23 protein-coding genes are annotated in these 20275 nt (G+C 66.2%); 5 read left to right on the top strand and 18 right to left on the bottom strand.

The genetic code is table 11. The annotated features are described in order from the left end of the window. Positions 1–16 precede the first annotated feature (16 nt). A complete protein-coding gene (locus B0684_RS05745; RefSeq protein ID WP_018146047.1) occupies positions 17–475 on the bottom strand; it encodes a hypothetical protein in 459 nt (152 codons plus the stop codon). Positions 476–632: 157 nt separating this feature from the next. On the opposite strand from B0684_RS05745, the gene B0684_RS05740 reads away from it, so the two are divergent. Further along, positions 633–1064, top strand: coding sequence for an SRPBCC family protein (locus B0684_RS05740; protein WP_018169445.1), 432 nt, complete (start codon positions 633–635; stop codon positions 1062–1064). 19 nt (positions 1065–1083) lie between these two features. Here the strand turns inward: B0684_RS05740 and B0684_RS05735 are convergent, their stop codons facing one another. The 5 genes from B0684_RS05735 to B0684_RS05715 form a co-directional block, all read right to left on the bottom strand. Continuing rightward, positions 1084–2451: a YihY/virulence factor BrkB family protein gene (locus tag B0684_RS05735; protein ID WP_018650335.1), complete on the bottom strand. Its 1368-nt coding sequence runs from the start codon at positions 2449–2451 to the stop codon at positions 1084–1086. A 38-nt stretch (positions 2452–2489) separates the two neighbouring features. Further along, the gene (locus tag B0684_RS05730) at positions 2490–3119 is read right to left on the bottom strand and encodes a YdbL family probable chaperone protein (RefSeq protein WP_026313074.1); all 630 of its coding nucleotides are present in this window, start codon (positions 3117–3119) and stop codon (positions 2490–2492) included. An 88-nt stretch (positions 3120–3207) separates the two neighbouring features. Further along, positions 3208–5286, bottom strand: a complete 2079-nt coding sequence (locus tag B0684_RS05725; RefSeq protein WP_018650337.1) for a hypothetical protein — start codon at positions 5284–5286, stop codon at positions 3208–3210. After that, the gene (locus tag B0684_RS05720) at positions 5286–6077 is read right to left on the bottom strand and encodes a YdcF family protein (protein ID WP_018650338.1); all 792 of its coding nucleotides are present in this window, start codon (positions 6075–6077) and stop codon (positions 5286–5288) included. Before B0684_RS05720 ends, B0684_RS05725 begins: the two co-directional genes overlap by 1 nt. 24 nt (positions 6078–6101) lie before the next feature. Then, the gene (locus B0684_RS05715; RefSeq protein WP_018146053.1) at positions 6102–6584 is read right to left on the bottom strand and encodes a Crp/Fnr family transcriptional regulator; all 483 of its coding nucleotides are present in this window, start codon (positions 6582–6584) and stop codon (positions 6102–6104) included. Positions 6585–6689: 105 nt separating this feature from the next. Between B0684_RS05715 and B0684_RS05710 the strand changes: the two genes are divergently transcribed. Next, complete coding sequence (locus B0684_RS05710) at positions 6690–7148, top strand: DUF6231 family protein (protein WP_018650339.1); 459 nt, start codon at positions 6690–6692, stop codon at positions 7146–7148. Positions 7149–7177: 29 nt separating this feature from the next. Here the strand turns inward: B0684_RS05710 and B0684_RS05705 are convergent, their stop codons facing one another. From B0684_RS05705 to B0684_RS05695, 3 genes are read right to left on the bottom strand one after another with little or no spacing between them, the layout of a single operon-like run. Continuing rightward, complete coding sequence (locus B0684_RS05705) at positions 7178–8497, bottom strand: MFS transporter (protein ID WP_018169439.1); 1320 nt, start codon at positions 8495–8497, stop codon at positions 7178–7180. 22 nt (positions 8498–8519) lie between these two features. After that, positions 8520–9254, bottom strand: coding sequence for an MBL fold metallo-hydrolase (locus tag B0684_RS05700; RefSeq protein ID WP_018650340.1), 735 nt, complete (start codon positions 9252–9254; stop codon positions 8520–8522). A 38-nt stretch (positions 9255–9292) separates the two neighbouring features. Continuing rightward, positions 9293–9976, bottom strand: a complete 684-nt coding sequence (locus tag B0684_RS05695) for an ArsR/SmtB family transcription factor (protein ID WP_018650341.1) — start codon at positions 9974–9976, stop codon at positions 9293–9295. A gap of 252 nt (positions 9977–10228) precedes the next feature. On the opposite strand from B0684_RS05695, the gene B0684_RS05690 reads away from it, so the two are divergent. Next, positions 10229–10678 carry a hypothetical protein gene (locus tag B0684_RS05690; protein ID WP_018146058.1) on the top strand — a complete coding sequence of 150 codons (450 nt, stop codon included), beginning with the start codon at positions 10229–10231 and terminating at the stop codon, positions 10676–10678. Positions 10679–10817: 139 nt separating this feature from the next. Here B0684_RS05690 and mnhG read toward each other — a convergent pair whose 3' ends face one another. From mnhG to B0684_RS05645, 9 genes are all read right to left on the bottom strand, one after another. Next, positions 10818–11216 carry a monovalent cation/H(+) antiporter subunit G gene (gene mnhG / locus B0684_RS05685; RefSeq protein WP_018146059.1) on the bottom strand — a complete coding sequence of 133 codons (399 nt, stop codon included), beginning with the start codon at positions 11214–11216 and terminating at the stop codon, positions 10818–10820. Then, the gene (locus tag B0684_RS05680; RefSeq protein ID WP_018146060.1) at positions 11209–11484 is read right to left on the bottom strand and encodes a cation:proton antiporter; all 276 of its coding nucleotides are present in this window, start codon (positions 11482–11484) and stop codon (positions 11209–11211) included. The genes mnhG and B0684_RS05680 overlap by 8 nt, the downstream gene beginning before the upstream one ends. 15 nt (positions 11485–11499) lie before the next feature. Beyond that, entirely contained in the window at positions 11500–11973 is a 474-nt protein-coding gene (locus tag B0684_RS05675; RefSeq protein ID WP_018650342.1) for a Na+/H+ antiporter subunit E, read from the bottom strand. After that, a complete protein-coding gene (locus tag B0684_RS05670) occupies positions 11970–13475 on the bottom strand; it encodes a Na+/H+ antiporter subunit D (protein WP_018146062.1) in 1506 nt (501 codons plus the stop codon). The genes B0684_RS05675 and B0684_RS05670 overlap by 4 nt, the downstream gene beginning before the upstream one ends. Next, positions 13472–13819 (bottom strand): Na+/H+ antiporter subunit C, encoded by a 348-nt coding sequence (locus B0684_RS05665; protein ID WP_018146063.1) that lies wholly within the window; start codon positions 13817–13819, stop codon positions 13472–13474. Before B0684_RS05665 ends, B0684_RS05670 begins: the two co-directional genes overlap by 4 nt. Then, on the bottom strand, positions 13819–14244 hold the full coding sequence (locus tag B0684_RS05660; protein ID WP_018146064.1) for a Na+/H+ antiporter subunit B: 426 nt from the start codon (positions 14242–14244) through the stop codon (positions 13819–13821). The genes B0684_RS05665 and B0684_RS05660 overlap by 1 nt, the downstream gene beginning before the upstream one ends. Beyond that, positions 14241–16541, bottom strand: a complete 2301-nt coding sequence (locus B0684_RS05655) for a putative monovalent cation/H+ antiporter subunit A (RefSeq protein ID WP_018650343.1) — start codon at positions 16539–16541, stop codon at positions 14241–14243. The genes B0684_RS05660 and B0684_RS05655 overlap by 4 nt, the downstream gene beginning before the upstream one ends. Before the next feature lie 255 nt (positions 16542–16796). Beyond that, entirely contained in the window at positions 16797–17498 is a 702-nt protein-coding gene (locus tag B0684_RS05650; protein ID WP_018650344.1) for a TIGR04211 family SH3 domain-containing protein, read from the bottom strand. 110 nt (positions 17499–17608) lie between these two features. Further along, the gene (locus B0684_RS05645) at positions 17609–18943 is read right to left on the bottom strand and encodes a hypothetical protein (RefSeq protein WP_018169433.1); all 1335 of its coding nucleotides are present in this window, start codon (positions 18941–18943) and stop codon (positions 17609–17611) included. 200 nt (positions 18944–19143) lie between these two features. On the opposite strand from B0684_RS05645, the gene B0684_RS05640 reads away from it, so the two are divergent. Both B0684_RS05640 and fabA read left to right on the top strand, forming a co-directional pair. Beyond that, positions 19144–19458 (top strand): hypothetical protein, encoded by a 315-nt coding sequence (locus tag B0684_RS05640; protein WP_018650345.1) that lies wholly within the window; start codon positions 19144–19146, stop codon positions 19456–19458. Between the two features lie 92 nt (positions 19459–19550). Next, complete coding sequence (gene fabA / locus B0684_RS05635; protein WP_018146069.1) at positions 19551–20063, top strand: 3-hydroxyacyl-[acyl-carrier-protein] dehydratase FabA; 513 nt, start codon at positions 19551–19553, stop codon at positions 20061–20063. Positions 20064–20275: the final 212 nt, after the last annotated feature.

Here is a 20275-nt window from a genome sequence, read left to right as displayed (position 1 = left end):
AACCCGGCCCCGGGTCTCACTGTGCACCACCGAACAGCCGCTGCCACCAGCGCCGGCGACTGCCGGTGGGGGGCACCGCGACCTCGAGATCCACCGGCGGCACCCGCGACACGACCCAGCCCGGCAGGACCCGGAGCCCGGAGGAGCCGCAGCTGGAGCCGAGGTTGTTGGGATCGAAGATCTTCACGAACTCCGGATGCTCGCGGTCATCGACGTACACGATCCCGCAGTAATCCTCGTCGTGATCACGCCGCAAGAGGGCGTCGACTTCGTCGACGAAACGCCGGAAGGTCTCCTCCGGCACCGGCTGATCCGGGACATCGTCGCCCACCGCATAGACGTACCATCCGGCGTCCGCGCGCTCGCGCAGACGCTCCCACAGTTGGTCCAGCTGCTCCCAGTATAGGATGCCGGTGGACCCGGCCTCGAATCGTTGCAGGAAGTCGAGTTCGGGACATTGTTGCGCGGTGGACATAAAGGGCATCCGGGGGTCGCCAGCATAAGCAAACATCGTAGGCCCCCACCCCGGATGCGACAAGCCGGTGGAAGCGGATCCGACCCACGCTTGCGTGGAACCCCGAACCCGCGCCAGGCTCTTAGTCCAAAGAGCCGCCATCGAAGACGAATCCGCCATGCGAACGATCAGCCACTCCACCTCCCTGCGCGCCGAGCCGGATCGGGTCTTCGAGCTCCTGAGCCACGTCCCCAATTTCGTGGACCTGTGCGACCACGTGGAACATATCGAGCGGCTGGGCGATGACTGCTACCGCTGGACCATTCGCGCCGCCGGCATGCGCATGGGCTTCGACGTCGAAGTCTGCAGCGCCATCGCCCCCGAACACTTCGCCTGGCGCTCCATCCGCGGGATTCACAATCGCGGCAGTTACCGGCTGACCCCTGATGGCGAGGGCCATACGCGGGTGGACTTCGAACTGGAGTACAAGCTGAATCCGATCCTGGATGCCGCCGTGCGACGCGTGGCCCAATCGCTGGTGGAGCGCGTATCGGAGCAGCTGATGGACCGCGCCCAGCAGCGCCTGGACGCCCAGGCGCCACGCGCCTGACGGCCCTACAGGCCAGCCGTCAGGCGGTTTCCACCGCCCCGGAATCGCCGGCAGCCTCGTTCAATAGATCGCGCAGGGTGCGTCCATCCAGACGCTCCCGCCGCGCCACATCGACGTCCTTCAGGGTCCGCTCCACCGCCGCACTGCCACGCAAGCGGCGGATCGCGCGGTCGTCGGTGTCCGCGCGCAGGGCCTCCAGGATCTCGTCCACACGGATGGCGTCGAGATCCCGCGCCGGGACCAGCTGCTGCCCGTCCTCGCCCGCCTTCAGCAACAGCCCGGCCTCCTCCAGCCGGCGCGCGGAGCCTCCCAGGGCATTGCCCGGGACGGCCAGCGCCGCGGCGACCTCGTCCAGCGTCGGCGCCGGATGCCCGTCATGGAAGCGCTGTCCGACCTGCTGCATCAGGTGCAGGCCCATGCGCTCGCGCCCCGCGCCGGACAAGCGCAGGCGGATACCCCGCACGTTCATGTATTCCGGGTGCTGCACGAAGAAGGCGACGTTCGCCCCGATCAGCAGGATCAGCCAGGCGAGATAGAGCCAGATCAGCAGCATGATCATGATCGCGAAGCTGGAGTAGATCGCCGCATAGCGGGTCGAACCCGCCACCATGTTGGCGAACACCCAGCCAACGCTCTGCCACAGCAACCCTGCCACCACGGCCCCGAGCAGCGCCGGGATCACCTTCACCCGGGTGTTCGGCACAAACACATAGATAAAGGCAAAGGCGGCGATGATCAGGAGATAGGGCACCAGCCGCGAGATCTCGGTGATCAGCATGCCGACGGGCCCGATCCCGGCGACCGTCTGCATCGCCGCCGACGACATCACGGTAGCGGTCACCCCCAGTGCGGAGACCACCAGAACCGGACCGATCAGAATCACCGACAGGTAGTTGGAGAAGCGCTGGGCCAGGCTGCGGTTGTTCTCCACCCGCCAGATGGCGTTGAAGGCCAGCTCGATCTTCTGCACCAGTGCGATGACCGTGTAGACCAGGAACAGCAGACCCACGAAGCCGAGCACGCCCACGCGCATATTGTCGACAAACTCGAGCACATTGTGGGCAATCTCCACCCCCTGCTCGCCCAGGGGCTCGAGCACGCCCAGCAAGAATGGCTCTACCGCGTTGTGGGCACCAAAGGCCTTGAGCACCGAGAATGACAGCGCCAGCAGCGGCACCATCGACAACAGGGTGGTGAACACCAGGCTCATCGCGCGCAGCGTCAGCTGCCCCTCGGAGACCTCGCGCACCAGCGCGAAGACACCGCGTACCATCCCGAGCGGAACGGCCTTCCAGCGCGGCAACGCCGACAGATCCGTGTCATTGACCAGCTCGGTCAACTGGCGGCGCCGGGCATCCAGGCGCTCGGCCCAGGCTACGCCGGCCACGCATCACTCCCGTGGATGGGGGGTTCCCTCACTGGCCGTTACTTCTGCTGCCACTGGCCGCTGCCGTCCTGGTACCAGTAACCCGAGGGGGCCTCTTCCACCCAGACGCGAGCAAAGGTCTCGCGGATCTGGCGTTCCCAGTCCGGACGGTCATTGGCCCGGGCAATCTCGCGGTAGAGCGAATCGCGATCCGAGTTCTCCTCGCTGATCAGTCGCTGCACGGTGCTGCGATCGCGCAGCGGAACCTCGGAGAGATCGCGGATCACCACATCGGCATTGTTACCGAAACCGATCGCACCGCTGCGGAAATGCGGTGCCAGCTGCGGCCCCCGCTCGCGCAGCGAGGCCCGGATGCGGTTAATGGCCGGGGTCTCGATCTGCAGGTCCGGGCTCTGCGCGGCGGCCGGGCTCACCAGGCGTTCCAGCACCCACACCAGCACCGGCGCGGCGCTCGCCGTGCCCGTGTGGCGCGGCTCCGACGGCGGCAGCTGCACACCGGACTCGGGCTCCGGTGCCGGCTCGGCCTCGGGCACCTGCAGCGCATCCCGCACGATGGCGCGCGCCGCCTCCTCCGCCGCTGCGGTGGGGAAGTAGATATTGATGGTCACGCAGCCCGCAAGCAGCGCGAACATCAGAGCCAGTCCCGGAACACTCCACAAAGCCTTCATGCCTGTCATCCCTTGTTCGGGCGGGTGAACCCCGCATGTGCCCAATCTACACCATCATCCTGAACCGTAACCAAACACCGCGGCTGACTCATTGCACGACCGGCCCCTCGCCGCCCTGAATCGTCGCCAGGCGGTCGATCAGTTCCGGCCAGTCCACCCGGCGGTTGTAGCCGATCACCTCGATCTGCGGCAGGCCACCGCCCTGTACCAGCACGAACCCGCCGTCCGGGCGGTCTGCCACCCCGGAGGCCGTGCACACGTCCCCGCGCAGTTCGCAGCGAAAGCCCAGGCGGCGATAGCTGAAGTTCTCGAAAACGCGCAGGAAGATCGACGAGGCCGCCGCCTGCAGGCCGCCACCCAGCTCGGTGATGTTCTCCACCGCCCGCTGGCTGATGCGCCGCCGTCCCGGATCGTCCATTGGTGTCATCAGCTCCAGGTCCATGTGCACCGGCGACCAGTCCACCATCACCAGGTCGTTCACGTGCCCCGACAGCCGTCCCTGGATCCGGCCGATATCGAAGGCCCGCGTGACCAGTTCCAGGTCCAGGCGCTGGATCTGCGTGGACAGCCCGAGTTCCGGTGCGTACCCGAACAGATCGTGAATATAGACATCGCGCAACACCACCTCGCCATCGAATACCTGCACCAGCAGCCGCCCATCCACGTTCAGATCACCGTCCTCCAGGCGCACCCGCGGGATCATCCCGGCGACCTGACCGGAGAAGCGAGGCCAGCCCAACACGTCGGTCAGCAACTCCAGACTGATCGCCCGAATCCCCCCCTGGAACTGCACGTCCGGCCCCGTCTCCGTCTGCTGCACGCTGAAGGCCCTGACCCGCAGGCCCCCATCGAGGATCGGGATCTCGGTCGCCTCCAGCAATTCCAGCCCCTGTGGCCGCGCACGCACCCGGGCGGAAAACCCGTCGAACGGCAGGCCGTACAGATGGGCCGCATCAAAGCCGATGCGGCCGGGGCCACCCGGCACGGTGGCGGACCAGTCCAGCTCGCCCTGCGCACCGCTCACACCAAAACGCCCACGCCGGTCCTGGGCCTCGACCCCGGACCATTCGAGCCGGGCGTAGTGCGGCTCGGAGGCCTGCATCTCGACCTCGCCGGTCATACGCCCTGCGGCATCCAGTTCGCCCAGGGCTGTCCCCACCAGCCACGGCGACAGCACGGTCTCGTAGATCACGCCAAGTGCCCCGACCTCACCCCGGAACTGGCCATCCAGACCACGTTCGGGCGCGAAGGCGAGGCCCTGTCCCTGCAGCGAGGCCGCCTCGCCATAATCCAGTGACAGCGACTCCGCTCGCACCGCTCGGCTCTCGCCGTCCACCACCACCCCGCGGGCGTCCAGGGTCAGCGGACCCTCGGCATCCAGATCGACAAACCAGGGATCGACGAACACCACACCCGCTGTCAGTGCCAGATCAACATCCCAGCCGTCGGCATCACCCGCGAGGCGCAGCCGACCGTCCAGTTCTTCCCCAGCCTGCAGGCCCAGATCGTCGCTGAATGCGAGATCATGCACCGTCAGGGTGACCTCGGAACGCCTGCGTTCACGCCAGTGCAGCGCGAGATCCGCCGTGCCCTGCCCCAGATGCACGGGCAACTCCATTGGCAGGCGCGCCGAACCGGCCAGGGCCGCCAGGTTGATCCCCGCGAAATCGGCCCGCACATCCCAGCCGCGGGCGGGATCCAGCCGCACGTGGAAATCGCCCTGCGCCCCGAACCAACCGGGCCACGCACCCGCCAGCGCAAGCGCGCCCGTCTCGCGCCCCCAATACAGGCCTACCGGGGCACCCCGCAGGTGCAGATCCCCGGCATCACCCCAGAGTCGCGCCGTATCGCAGCGGACCTCGGCACGACTTACCTGCAGATCACTGCATTCCACACGCAGGTCTTGCAGGGCCCCGATGGGCTCGGGGAGTTCGACGCGATCCGCGCGGATCGCCAGGGACAGGCCTTCGCGCGTCCATTGCACACGGGTGCTCAGGCCATGCGCGTCAAGATCGTCGCGCAACAGGGATTCGATCCGCAGATCCAGCTGGATGCCGCCATCGAACTCCGCCTCCGCATCCGCGGCCACGGCCACACCCGCCAGCAGAAAGAGCACCAGCCCGGCCGCCGCGCCATACAAGCCCGGTGCACGGCGCAGCGCGAGCATCAGGCCGGGTCGCCCCGCTCCGGCAGACGGTCGCGTAGCGGCCGCGCCAGGCGGGCCAGCCATTCGCGCATCGCGAAGCGCGACGTCTCCAAGGCCTCGAGGGTCGGCAGGAAGTCCTCGACCCGCCGGGGATCGCCCGTGGGGCCGCGAAAGCCGGTCGGTGCCGGGTCGGCCGCCAGGCCGGCACGTTCGAAGCAGGCCAGGGCACGCGGCATGTGCAGGGCCTGGGTTACCACCAGCACCCGTTGCACGTCGCTTTGCTGCAGGCGCTGGCGGGTGTGCGTGGCGTTCTCGCAGGTGTTGCGCGAGGTGCTCTCCAGCCAGCGCACCGGCACCCCCAGATCGGCTTGCAGGGTGGCCGCCATCAGCTCGGCCTCGGAGCGCCGCCCGGGCAACGCGCCCGGACGCCCGCCCGAGACCAGCAGCGGCAGCCCGGTGTCGCGGTGCAGCCGGGCGGCATGGCGCAGACGCTCGTGGGTCTGGGGGTTCAGGGCATCGCGGCCGCCGTCCTCGCCGCGTCCGGGCCAACGTCCGCCGCCCAGCACCACGATGGCATCGGCCCGCCCCACCGCCACCACGGCATCGCGCAGATCGCGCTCGATGGCGTGCGCCAGTGGCTGGGCAACAACATTCAGGCTTGGCAGCACCAGCGCCAGCAGACCGATCGCCAATAACGGCCGCCCCCCGCGCCAGTCGGCGCGCCAGAAGGCGCCCCCGACCAGGGTCAGCGCGATCCCAAGCCCCGGGGGCAGCAACAGGTATTCGGCAACCGTCTGCAGGGACGCGAGCACGGCGCTCTCCGCCTGCGATCCGCCCTACTTCTTGCCCGGGGAATAGAGGTAGTGGGCGTACGTCGCCACGTCCTCGGAGACCCGGCGGATCAGATGATCCAGGCTGATGATGGCGAATTCCAGCAGGTTCACCGCGATGTACGGCTGCTCGACGCGCAGGCGGTCATACATGGAGCGCGAAAGACGCAGCAGGCGGGTATTGTCGCTCAGGGCGCGCATGCGCACGCCGCGCGGCACGCGGTCAAAGAACGACATGGACCCGGCCAGCTCGCCGGTTTGCATGCGACCGACCTCGATCTCCTGGTTGCCGTCGTCATGGTAGAGCGCGGCGGTCCCGCTGACGACGAAGAACAACGACTCCCCGACCTCGCCGATATCGGCGATCACCTGCTTGTGGTGGGTTTCCAGCACCTCCAGGTATTCGAGAAGGATCTCGACCTCGGCCGGCGTCAGCGACGCCGAGATCGGGTGTTTGGAGAGGAATTCGGTCAGCAGTTCCTTGGACATGGAGAGGCTTCCTTCTGACGGGTCCGCAGTAGAAGTGGGAGTACATTAGAGTATAACGAACGCGGCCCCGGGACGGGGCGACCAAGACCACCGGGGAGGTACCGCTTGATCGACATCGATGCCCTGCGCCGCCACCTGCCGCGGCGCCTGCGCGACGGCCGGACCGTCCTGCTTGTGGCCGACACGGATAGCCAGGAAAGCCCTCCGGGCGTGGAGCAGGAGAGCGTCGCGGCATTTCTCGAGCACCCGCCCAGGCCGCGCGTGCCGCTGGTCCTGCTGCCGGATACGCTGAGCGCACTGGACGTCACGACGGGCCAGCAACTCCTGGGCGGGCTGCGCGACCGCTGGGCCGACGAGGTGCTGATCCTGCACCGCCGGGACGACGAACGCTGGGGCCTGAACGATTTCCTCGCCCTCGGTTTCCGCCACGACCCGGAGGCCGAGGCGGCCGCGCCGGATCACACGGTCTATCGCACCAGCCTGTACGACTACAAGCTCACCCCCGACTGGCTGAACGCCCGTTTCTGGGCCAACCCGGAGATGTGGGACAAGCGCCGCTGGTAGCGGCGCCCGGCGGACGAGCCGCCATACGCCTAATCGTCGTCGGGGTTCAGGCGCGGATGCGTCTCCTCGCCCCACCACCAGACCACGGCGCCGGAGGCAAACATCGCGATCACCACGAACCAGAAGCCCCAGACCACCGACCCGCCAATATGGGCCACGATGCCCAACCCGAAGGCCCCCACTCCGTAGCCAAGATCCCGCCAGAAACGGTAGGTCCCGATCGCCGAACCGCGCCAGTTCGGGTGCGCGATATCCGCCACTGCCGCGCTCAGGTTGGGATACAGCAGCGCCATGCCGAGACCGGTCACCGCCGCCGCGAACGACCACCACAGCACGCCCTCGCCCAGCAGCGTCAGGGCCACCCCGCCGCCGCAGATCCACATGCCCCAGATAATCGGCTGCCGGCGGCCAATATGGTCCGACAGGCGGCCGGTGAGGAACTGCGATCCGCCCCAGACAAACCCGTAGATCCCGACCACCCAGCCGATCGCCGCGAGGCTGAGTCCCTGCTGGTAGAGGAACACCGGATAGAACACCCACACCAGCGCATCCACGAACTTCTCGACCAGCCCCGCCTGACTGAACGCGGCCATGCGCCGGTCGCGCCAGGACATCAGCGTGAACACCTCCCAGGTGCTGGGCGTATCGGAGATATTCTTCGAATACCGCGGGATGGGCCCAGTGGACTGCCCCGCGGCATGCCGCGCACCCTCGGCCTTCGCCCAGTCCAAGGTCTCGCGCACAAACAGCACCGTCAGCACGATCGCCAGCGCGATCACTACCAGGCCAAAAATCAACAGCCCCATGCGCGGACCGAACGCTGCAGCCATGTAGCCCGTCACGATCCCCGCCACTGCGACCCCGACATAGCCGGAGAACTCGTTCATCCCCATGGTGAAACCGCGTTCATCGGCACGGGTGATGTCCATCTTGGCCGTCTGGGTCATCGACCAGGCCAGGCCCTGGTTCACGCCCAGCAGCACGGTCGCGGCCACGATCCAGCTCCAGGACGGCGCGTAGAGAATCATGAACGGGATCGGGATCGCCGCCACCCAGCCCAGCATCAGGACGGTCTTGCGGCCCAGCCGTTCGGACAGGCGACCGGCAACAAAATTGAGCGCCCCCTTCACCACGCCAAAGGCGACCACAAACGCGGTCAGCAGCATGAACGAGCCCTCGGCCACCCCGAATTCGCTCTCCGCCAGGGCCGGCACGACCGTGCGCATCATCCCGATCGTCAGGCCGACGAAGAAAACCTGGATCAGCTGCTGACCGAACTGCCCGAGGTTCTCCCGGATCCCGTGCGTCAGGTGGGCATAGGCCTCCGCGGCCTTGTGATGGTCCGTCATGGCGAGTCCCTCTTGTTTCCGATCAGGCCGCGATGTTCGCGGCAACGTAGGCATCCATCCCCGAAGGACGCGGCGGGATGTCCTGGGTCAGGAAATCGACGAACGCCTCGCGGTCGCGGATCCCAAGCCCCGGGTTGAAGCGCTTTTCGAAGCCCAGGGTGGACGAGGGCTTGCCGGACAGGCCTGCGCCACAGACGCTCCCGGCATAATGGCCCGGGTAGATCTCCAGCTCGTCCGGCAGACCCAACAGGCGTTGCTGCAGGCTGTCGAACATGCGCCCGGCCATCTCCCGCTCGCGCCCCGCCAGGTCAGGGCGCCCAATGCTTCCGATAAAAAGTGTATCGCCGGTCAACACGAACCAGGGCTGATCGCCGCGACGCTTGTCGGTAACCAGCAGGCACACGCTGTCCTCGGTATGGCCCGGAGTATGGATCACCTTGACCTCGACATTCCCGGCCGCGATCCGCTCGCCATCCTCCAGCGCGTGGAAGTCGAACTCGACCACCGAGCGATCCGACGCGTGCAGGCAGTACTCGGCTCCGGCACGCCTTGCCAGATCACGGCCGCCGGAATAGTGGTCGGCATGGATATGCGTATCGATCACGTGGGTGATCGCGACACCCACCTCGCGGGCCCGCTCCAGAAACCAGTCCTGATCGCCGTCCACCACATCCACGGCAATCGCCTTCCCTAGCGATCCACAGCCGAACAGATAGGACAACGACGATTCCCGCGTGGGCAGCTGATGGAAAAACATGACGTGCCTCCTGGACCGATTTCCGGTCTCTCCCTGGGTTAGTTGGATTCCGAGTCCTGGGTAATGGGCAGACCCTGATAGCGCCATTCGGCGACGCCATCCTCGAAGCGGGTCGCCTGGAACCCGTGCGCGGCCAGGATCTCTACAGCCTCGCTGGCCATCAGGCAGTAGGGACCGCGGCAATAAGCCACCACCGGTCGGTCGGTCGGCAGCTCGCCGAGCCGATTGCGCAGCTCGCTGATCGGGATGGATCGGGCATACGGCAGATGGGCGTTCGCGTATTCCATGCCGGGACGCACATCGAGAACGATGAGATCGCCCCGACGCGCCTGTTCCAGCAGTTCGGGGCCCGCCATCGGGGCCAGCTCGCCAGGGCCCTCGGCCATTTCGCGGGTCGCGGCCTGCAATTCGAGCAGGCGCTCCTCCGCCAGGGTGCGCAGCATTACCCAGAAATCCGCGACATGCTGATCCACCAGGCGATAGAACATATGGCGCCCTTCGCGCCGGGCCTCGACCAGCCGCGCCTGGCGCAGCTCCTTCAGGTGGGCACTGGTCAGCTTCACGCTGAGCTCTGCATCCGCAGCCAGCTGCTCGACGCTCTTTTCGCCCTGCACCAGCACCTCGATCAGTTCCAGGCGTTTCGGGCTGGCCGCGGCGCGCGCGATGCGGGCCACCTGTTCGTACAGCAGATCCTTGAGTTCACGTCCGGACACAGTGTTCATTCCAATATTCATTGGAATGAACGATAGATGACCCAGGGATCGCACGCAAGTCCGGTGATGACCCGGATCTGGCCGCGGAGGAATCCTCCCACCGCCAGGGGCGCGCTGGATCGGGCCCTCCGGTTTCTGGGTGATTTTGGGGTCTCGCCTATTCCTGAGTAGTTTACTCGGGAACTTCAATTAGAAGTTGCTTACTAACTTAACGAGCAACCCGTGCCTTCGGGCACACTTCCCCTGCAACAGGAGAACGTCATGAGCCAACTGATCAACAACTTCCCGGCCGACGGTGTCGTCACCATCAACCGCGTGATCCTCAAGCCGGAATACACCATCGACGATCTGCAGGAACGTGTGGCCGTCCTGTGCGAGAACGTAAAGACCTATCACTCGGATACCGGCTTCGTCGGCGGCTTTGTCGCGCTGAACTCCGGCTCCGTCTCCAATGAAGGCTCCACCATCGGCCAGGCGGTCGAGAGCCCCATGAAGGACAAGGAAGCCCTCATCATCACCTTCTGGAATAGCTTCGACGAACACGAAGCGTCGCACCAGAGCGAGACCTTCCAGCCCCTGTTCCAGCAGGTACTGGAACTGTGCGAGAACGGAAACGAGGAGATCGCCTACGAGATGCTCTGGTCCGGCGCAGCCTACGATCCGGAACAGGCGAGGGCCGCCCGCGAGGCGAAGGAAACCCACGCGGCCTGAGGGCCGCTATTCAGGCACGATCGTCTCTCCGACGACCGTACCCATGGCCGGGGCCTTGCGCCCCGGCTTTTTCGTGTCTGGCGCGCCGTCATGTCCCCTACCCGGATGATCGGCTATCCGCGCACGAGCGCCGGCGGGCTCACGCGCGCGGGACGTCGTCGTCCTGCTTCGCGTCCTGCATCTCCGGGGGCGAGGCCAGGGTGTGATTCTTCTCGTCGTAGCGGCCCTTCAGCTCGTCGGTCTTGCTGTGCTCCCACAGCGGCACCCCGACAAAGTAGCCGGCGCGCCCGATCGCGTGCGCGGCCACCGGTGCGGTGAGCAGCAGGAAGCCAATCACCGCCACCGCGCGGGTGGTGACCCCGCCGTCGCCAAAGTAAACCGCCACGCCGACCATCATCAGACCCGCCCCCAGCACACCGGCCTTGGTGGTGGCATGCAGGCGCATCGGCAGGTCGGGCATGCGCACCAGACCCAGCGCCGCGACCACCATGAACGCGGCCCCGACGACCAGAAACAACCCCGTCAAGAACTCAGTCATCGTCCCGGTGCCCCCCTTTCTCCAGGTAACGGGCAAAGCCCACTGCGGCCAGGAACGCGGTCAACGCCAGCACCATGGCCACGTCGATGAACGGGGTGCGGCCACTGGAGATCACGTAGACCGCGATGAAACCGATGGTCAGCGACGCAATCAACTCCAGTGCCACCACGCGATCCGGCAGCGTCGGCCCCAGGTACAGCCGCCAGAACCCCAGCACCAGGGCCAGGCTCAGCAACGCATTGGAAGCAATAATAGCGATATCGAACATCGGACCTCCCCGCGCCTAGCGCAGGACCTCCAGCGCGCGGTGTTCCAGGTACTTGATCGAGCGGATCACCGCATCCCGGTCCTCGAGGTACATCACGTGGATGTACAGCACCTTCTTGTCGGTGGAGACGTCCAGGCTCAGCGTCCCCGGTGTCAGCGAGATCAGGTTGGCGACGATGGTGATCTCGCCATCGGTCTTGGCATCCAGCGGGAAGGCAATCACGCCCGGCACCATGTGGTGAGTCGGCGTCATCACGTCGTAGGCAACCTTGAGGTTCGACAGGAACAATTCCCACAGGAAAAACCCGATAAACCCGATGAATTTCGGCACCCGCCGCGCGTAGCTGGCAAACCCCGGCTTGTCACGCAGGGCAAAGGCCAGCAGCACGTAGCCCAGGAAAAATCCAACCAGCAGATTGCCGGTGGTAAACGTCCCGGTCAGAAAGACCCAGATCAGGGCCAGCGCGATGTTCCAGGTCAGCGCGATCATTGGCGGGCCTCCCCGAGTACCGCCTCGATATACTGCGACGGATCCAGCAACTGCTCGGCCGACATCAAAGCCATCTGGTAGATCGGCTCGCCGTACAGGCCGATGGCCACGGTCATCAGCGCCAGCATGATCACCGGGACCCACATCCAGATCATCGGGCCGGACGTGACGTCAAGCGTCTCGCCCTCGACCCCTTCCGGCTGCGCCTTCCAGAACACCTCGGCCCAGATCTTGATCATCGAGTACAGCGTCAGCAGACCCACCACCAGCGCGACCGCCACCACCCAGTAGGCCTCGGCTTCGATGCCCGCGCGGATGATGATGAACTTGGCAAAGAAACCCGACAGCGGCGGCAGCCCCGCCAGCGACAAGGCCGGAATCAGAAACAGCACCCCCAGCATTGGATGCGTACGGTAGATCCCGCCCATCAGCTTCAGCTCGTGGGTGCCCTTCATCACGAACGTGATCCCGCTGATCAGGAACAGATTCGCCTTCACGATGATGTGATGCATGATGTAGAACACCCCGCCCACCAGGGCCAGCGGCGTGAACAGCGCCAGACCCATGATCATGTAGCCGATCTGGCTGATGATGTGAAACGACAGGATGCGCCGGAATTCGTAATGCGCGGCCGCCCCGAGCACGCCGGTCAGCATGGTCGCCGCTGCGACCCACAGCAGGATCTCGTGGGTGTAGTCGACTTCCTGATTGAAGATCAGCGTGAACACGCGGTACAGCGCGTAGACCCCGACCTTGGTCAGCAACGCCGCGAACAGCGCCGAGACCGCCACCTTCGGCGTGTGGTAGGACGCCGGCAGCCAGAAGAAGAACGGGAACGCCGCGGCCTTCACCCCGAACGCGACCAGGTACAGCATCGCGATTACGGTCACCAGACCGGTGTCCTCGACGGTGGACAGCTTGTCGGCGATATCCGCCATGTTCAGGGTGCCGGTCAGCCCGTAGGTCAGGCCGATCGCGGTCAGGAAGATCATCGACGACAGCAGGTTCAGGGTGACGTACTTGATCGCCCCCTCCATCTGCGCGCGCTCCCCACCTAGGATCAGCAGCGCGAAGGAGGCGACCAGCATCACCTCGAACCACACGTAAAGGTTGAAGATGTCGCCGGTCAGGAACGCGCCATTCACCCCCGCCAGCAGCAGATGCAGCAGCGGGTAATATCCGAACTTCTCCGACATCTTGCCAATGCCGGAGAGCGAATAGATCGCCGTGGCGAACCCGATGATGCCGGTCAGCACCACCATGATCGCCGCCAGCATGTCGGACACCAGCACGATACCGAATGGCGCGGGCCAGGAGCCCATCTCCATCACCACGTGCCCGTGCTCCCAGGTATCCGCCAGCAGCCACACGCTGACGGCCAGCATCAGCCCGGTGCCGAGCACACCGAGGGCCCGCTGCGCGAAGTGCGAACGCCACAACATCACCGACAACGCACCGACCAGCAGCGGCACGATGATCGGGAGGGCCACGGACATCATCATCGATCGGTGTCCTTCATCTGATCCATGTCATCGGCCTGCACCACTTCGTAGGCGCGGTGGATCAGTACCACGGCGAACGCCAGCACCCCGAAACCGATCACGATCGCCGTCAGCACCACGGCCTGCGCCAGGGGATCGGCCGCGACCCCCTCGGGCACCGTGTCCCCGGGGGAGATCAGTGGCGGCGCGCCCGATGTCATGCCGGCGACGGTAAAGATCAGCAGGTTGGCGGCATTCGACAGCAGCACCAGGCCGATCACCAGCTTCACGATCGAGCGGCGCAGCATCATGTAGATGGCCGCGGCATAGAGACCGCCGACCACGAAGGCCATGACGACTTCCATTAGTCCTCCGCCTCCGCGAGGTTGAGCATGATGGTCAGCACCGAGCCGATGACCACCAGGTACACCCCGATATCGAAGATCAGCACGGTCGAGAGCTTCATCTCGCCGAAGATCGGCGCAGTGAACTCCCACCACTGGGCAGTAAAGAAGGCCTGCCCGCGAAACACGCCGGGAATGGCACTGATCACCGCCAGCACCATGCCGGCACCCAGAAGATCCCGAGGGTCCACCCGCAGCACCTTGCGTGCCGACTCGGTATCCATCGAAAACAGGTACAGCAGGATCGCCGCCGCCGCGACCAGTCCACCAATGAAACCGCCGCCCGGCTCGTCGTGCCCGCGCAGCAGCAGGAACACGGAAAACAGCAGCAGCAGCGGCAGCAGGAAATGTCCCGCGGTGCGCAGGATCAGGGAATGCATGTTCATCGGCGGTCCTCCGCGCGGAAACGAAGCATCGCGTACACCCCGATCGCCGCCAGCGCCAGCACGAAGATTTCGCCCAGGGTATCCAGTGCACGGAAGTCGACCAGCACCACGTTAACGATGTTGCGGCCGTAACCGGACGGCACCGACTCGTCGATGAAGTACTGCGAGATGGAGTCGAACAGCCGCGCATCCACGGTGCTCAGGATCAGCAGCGTGATCATGCCGCCCATCACCAGCGCGATCCCGGCGTCACGCAGGCGCAGCGCGGTGGACGACAGGTTCAGGAAGCCCGGCAGCCGGAACAGCACCAGCACCAGCAGGATCACGGTCAGGGTCTCGACCAGCACCTGGGTGATGCCGACGTCCGCCGCGCTGTAGAGCACGTAGACCAGCGCCACGGTGAAGCCCAGCGAGCCCAGGGCCGCCACTGCGCCCAGTCGCGAGCGGGTCAGCACCGCGAACAGCGTGGAGGCCACCAGGACCGCCAGGATGGCGATCTCGTGGACCTTCAGGCGCTCGAGATTCAGCGACCCGACGCCGACCTCGAACAGCTGGGCGGTGACCCCGACCAGACCCGCGGTCACCACGACGATCACGATCACGTAATAGCGCAGATAGCCGTTCTGCAGCACTCGGGTCTGCCATTCGGACAGCCACACCAGGCCGTCCATCATCTTGAAATAGCCCTTCTCCGGGCCGTATTCGGCGGCGCGATCGACCCAGGCCAGCGCGCGGCGCGCCTGTTCCCAGCGCCAGTAGAGAATCCCACCGGCCAACAGGCTGAAGGCGGAGATCGCCAGCGGCCAGTTCAGGCCGTGCCACAGCGACAGATAGCCGTCGACCGGCGCGCCCTGCACGCTGGCCGCCGCCGCGTTGATCAGGCCCTCGTCGGCCAGCCCCGGCCCCAGGCCGAAGATCAGGCCCAGGCTCGCGAGCACCGCGGGGCCCGCCAGCATGGCCACCGGGGCGTCGTGCTGCGGGGTCTTGGGCGTGTCCGTCTTCGGCCCGAACCACGGCCGGATGCCGACAATCGCGGCGACCGCCACCCCGAGGATCGCGGTCAGCACCGCCAGCAGGGTCAGGATGCCGACCAGCCCCGGGGCCCCAAGCACCGCCTCCAGCATCAGCTCCTTGGCGACAAAGCCGAACAGCGGGATCACGCCCCCCAGCGACAGTGCCGCGAGGACCGTGAATGCCGCAGTCACCGGCAGCGTGCTGCGCAGTCCGCCGGTCTGCAGGAAGTCCTTGGCCCCGGCCTCGTGATCCAGGATGCCCGCGACCATGAAAAGCGCGCCCTTGTACAGGGAATGCGCCAGCAGGAAGGCCATCGCCGCCATCAGAGCGGTTTCGGTGCCAATACCGATCAACATGGTCAGGGTGCCCAGCGCCATCACCGTGGAATACGCCAGCACCTTTTTCACGCCCGTGGAGCGGTAGGCCAGGAACACACCGGTGAACATGGTCACCGAGCCGACCAACACCAGCGTGGTGAACCAGACATCCGTGCCACCCAGCGAGGGATTCAGGCGCGCCAGCAGGTAGATGCCGGCCTTTACCATGGTGGCCGAGTGCAGGTAGGCGGAGACCGGCGTGGGCGCCGCCATCGCGCGCGGCAGCCAGAAATGGAACGGGACCTGTGCCGACTTCGTGAAGGCCCCGAGCAGGATCAGGAACAACAGCGGCAGATACAGCGCATGCTCGCGCACCACATCGCCGTTGGAGAGGATCTCGGAGATCTCGTAGGAGCCACCGGCCATCGCCAGCATGATGACGCCGGCGAGCATTGCCAGACCGCCGCCGACGGTTACGAACAGACCCTGGAGCGCGTACTTGCGGGCGTCCGCGTTCTCGTGGTTGTAGCCGATCAGCAAGTAGGACGTGATACTGGTCAGCTCCCAGAACACGAACATCGCGATCAGGTTATCCGCCAGCACCAGCCCCAGCATGGACCCCATGAAAGCCAGCAGAATCACGTAGAAACGGCCGAGATCGCGATCCTTCTCGAGGTAGCGCCCGGCGTAGGTGACGATGAAGAAACCGATACCCGAGATCAGTAACGCAAACAGCAGTGACAGGCCGTCCACCAGGAACGAGAGCTGGATATCCAGCCCCGGCAGCCAGGGCCAGGCCAGCACGATGGATTCGCCGCTGGAAACCGCCGGCAGGAAACTCAGGAAATAGACGAACAGCCCGGCCGGCAACAGGCCCAGCACCCAGCCACTGGTGCGGCCGGTCAGGCGGTGGATCGTGGGCGCAAACGCCGCCACCAGGAACGTTGACAGAATTGCGTACAGCATCCGGTCAGCTCAGTCCTTTCAGTTCCGGGCCAAGGCACGCGGCCGCGACCGCGCATGTGAGGGTCCTTCCGATCCTGACGGGGCGAGCCGATCAAGGCGCACCAGGGTCAAATCGGTCGCGGAAGCCTACCGACTCGGCCGAGGCCGCGCAAGAAACGTGACGTTCCTCGCGCAAGCCCCGAAAGACACGCTGACAGCGGCCTTTTCAGACGAGAAGAACCGGTCTCAGGAAAGCGCCGATCAAGACCCCCGGTATCAGCTCCATTCACTGCGACGGCGTCGGGTGGGAATCCGCGTAAGCACGATCCCGAGAATCACCGAACCAACCGTGACCAGTGCTCCGGTCATGAACCACTTGCGCTGACTGTCCGCCTGCATCACCTCGACCTGACGGCGATACTCGTCGGCGGAGTCGCGGGCATCGATCAGGTTCTCTTCCAGGCGGCGATTCTCGCGCTGGATTTCCTGCGGCCGCGAGGCGATATCACGCAGCTCTTCCAGCTCGGTTTCCATCTCCGCGAGCTGCGCCTGCAGTTCGTCACGTTCCGCGGTCAACGCATTGCGCCGATCCAGCAGTTCCGCGATCCGGCCCTCCTGGTCATCCGCCCCGGAGCGGATCTCGGCCAGCTCGGCCTCGACTTCGGCCAGGCGCTCGCGCGAATGCGGCTCGTCCTGCAGGTAGCGGGTCAGGATCCAGGCCTCGTTGCCGCTGGGCAGGCGCACCCGGCTCCAGCCGTCACCGGACTGCTCCATCACCGTCAGCGGCTGCCCGGCGCGCACGGCACTCACGATCCGGTGCTGGTTCGACGGACCACCCCGTGCGCCAACCTCCAGTTCCTCGCTGACGTACCGGGTCTGCTGCGCAGCCGCGCCGCCCCAGGCCACCATCAGCAATCCGCCCAGAACCAGCACTACCACGCGCATCGGCCACCCATTCGTCGTCATGTCTTCTGCCATCTCTTGATTCGTCAGGGATCAACGGCGCTGCATTCTACAGCGGTATCCGCGCAGCGCGTGCCAGGCCACGCCAGGGGTTGATCGAGTTCACATAACGATTGCCGCGAGCCTTACAAGAACTGCTCGCGCACTACCCGCGACGGAAACGTGAGCAGATCAAACGCCATCGGCGCCAGTCGGCGGATCTGCGCCGCCGTCACCGCCAGCAGGTACAGGACCCCGGCCAGCACGGCGAGCAGCAAGCTCAGAAGCCCACCCAGCATCACTCGGGTCGCCTGCAGGACGCCCACCAGCCAGATCGGTGCCAGCGCCACGATCAGCGGGATCACCAGCCCCAGGATCGCCCCCACCGACTGTTCGAACAGATCCAGCGTCACCGGGGGTGCCTCGCCCCCTGCCAGCAGGGTATCGACCATTTCCTGGCGATAAGCCACCCACTCCAGGTGGAAACCGCCAAACCCGGAGACCAGCGCCAGTGCGGCCAATGCCACCGCAGCCACCACCACCAGGGCGCGGCGCACGCCCTCGCTGCCGTCCATCAGGGATTGTGGCAAGAGCCGCGAGACACCGCGCGCCTCGGCCAGCAGCCAGCCACAGACCGCGGCCGCCCCCAACAGGATCACGACCACCAGATCCGGGAAGGCGACGCCGCCGGCCTCCATGGACGCCGGAAATTGCGAGCCCAGGGCCGGGTCGAACAGGCGCTGGTACACGATCACTGCCACAGCCGTCAGCGCCAGTCCGGCTGCGCCCAGCAGCCACTGGCTACCCGCCTGGGCATACGCCGGCCACTGTCGGTGCGCCGGATGGTCACGGCTCTCGCAACGAGTCAAACCGTTGTCGAGACGTTCCCCCTGGCGCTGCAGGTCCGCCAGTCGCCGGTGAACTTGCTCCAGGCGCCCGGTCAGCTCGTGCAACGGGGCCTCCATGCGGCGGCGCGCCGACAACAGGCCACGGGCCATCTGGCGGTGCTCCTCCATACCCAGGCGAGCGATGCGCAGCACCGTCTCCTGCATGTCCTGCGCCAGACGTTGCCCCTGCGGGCTCTCGCCGACGGGCGTGCTCACCAGCGCCTCCAGCCGGCTGACCCAGCCCGGCTCGGCGGACAAGCGCCCCTCGTCGCGGGCGTAGGCGTCCTCCAGCTGGCGCAGCGTCTCGTGGACCTGCTGGCGCAGATCGGGGATCTCGGCCAGATCATGGCCCACCAGCCGAGCGTAGCGTCGCTCCAGGGCATGCACCGCGACATGGACGCGCTCCGCCTCCAGCCTCGCCAGATGCGCCTGGTGCCAGCGCTGAGCCGCATCGCGCAGATGCAGCACCTGGCGCCGCAGGGCACAGACCAGGCGCGTAATCCCACCCGTCAGGCCCACCAGCAATCGCCGCAGCGGCCGTCGCGCCAGATCGAGCACGATAATCGCGACAACAACCCCCACTACCCACAGCATTACAGTGACCGCCACGACGACCCCTTGCTTATTGTTTTACGGCATGGTCGGTGCCCGCACCCTCCAGCGCAACTCGGACCTCCGCCTTCGCGCTCCGATTATGTCGCAACGCCTCCACGCCTGCCGGCGCGCGGAGGGATCCGTACTCAAGTTTGCGGCGCCGGCGCCGATATCCGGATTAAATCCCCGGAGACTTCGCGATGCTCAGCCTCGACCTCCTGCCGACACCCGCACCGGCCCGCACCGAGAACCCCGCCTGGCTGGATGCCGGGTTCACCGCCGGCTGGCTCCCGGCCTTCCGCGACCGCCGCACCGGCGAGGTCCATGCGAGCCATCTGGATGACGGGCGCCTGGCCTGCACGCACATCCTGGATACCGTGCCCGCGCCCTGGGTCTCCGAACGCGACGGCAAGGGGCGCCCGACGGCCCTGACCGCCGACATCCAGGCCGGCTACCTGCGCGGCGATCGCTTCTTCACCCTCGCGGAACTGCTACGGTATCCATCCGACGCCTGACGACCGGCCCGTCAGCGCCACCACGCCCGCCGCAATTGCTTTTGCGCGCGGGTTTCGGTCCAATACCGGCCTTTTCCCCGAGCGGCGCTCCCATGCAGAAGAATCAGTACGATCGCGACGAACTCCTGGCCTGCGGCTACGGCGACATGTTCGGCCCCGGCAACGCCCAGTTGCCGGTCCCCAACATGCTGATGATGGACCGCGTCCTGGAGATCAACAGCGACGGCGGCCAGTACGGCAAGGGCGAGATGATCGCCGAACTGGATATCAACCCCGACCTCTGGTTCTTTGCCTGCCACTTCCCGGGTGACCCGGTCATGCCCGGCTGCCTCGGCCTCGACGCGATGTGGCAGCTGGTCGGCTTCTACCTGGCCTGGCTCGGCAACCCGGGCCGCGGTCGCGCCCTCGGCGTGGGCGAGGTCAAGTTCACCGGCCAGGTCCTGCCCACCGCGAAGAAGGTCACCTACCACATCGACATGAAACGGGTGATCTCGCGCAAGCTGGTCCTCGGCATCGGCGACGGCATCGTCAAGGTCGACGGCCGCCCGATCTACGAGGCCCACGACCTCCGCGTCGGCCTGTTCACCTCCACCGAAAACTTCTAACCCCACCGGCACCCGCCCGACCCCTACTTACTGCCATTAGGCCCGGGCTGGCCCCGGTTCGTCGCTGGTGTTTACGGTGGCTCGGGTCCGACGCCTGCCGGTTGCTGGCTGGCCATGGTTCAGCGCTCGGTGTTTACGGTGGCTTCGTCCGGCCGCCTGCCACGCGCTCTCTCGCGAGCGCACCGCGAGGTACTTTCTTGCTTGCCCAAGAA

This window comes from Thioalkalivibrio versutus, from assembly GCF_001999325.1.
Lineage (GTDB): Bacteria > Pseudomonadota > Gammaproteobacteria > Ectothiorhodospirales > Ectothiorhodospiraceae > Thioalkalivibrio > Thioalkalivibrio versutus.
Note: the sequence above shows the minus strand (reverse complement) of the source record. Positions and strands in the feature narration are given on the sequence as shown.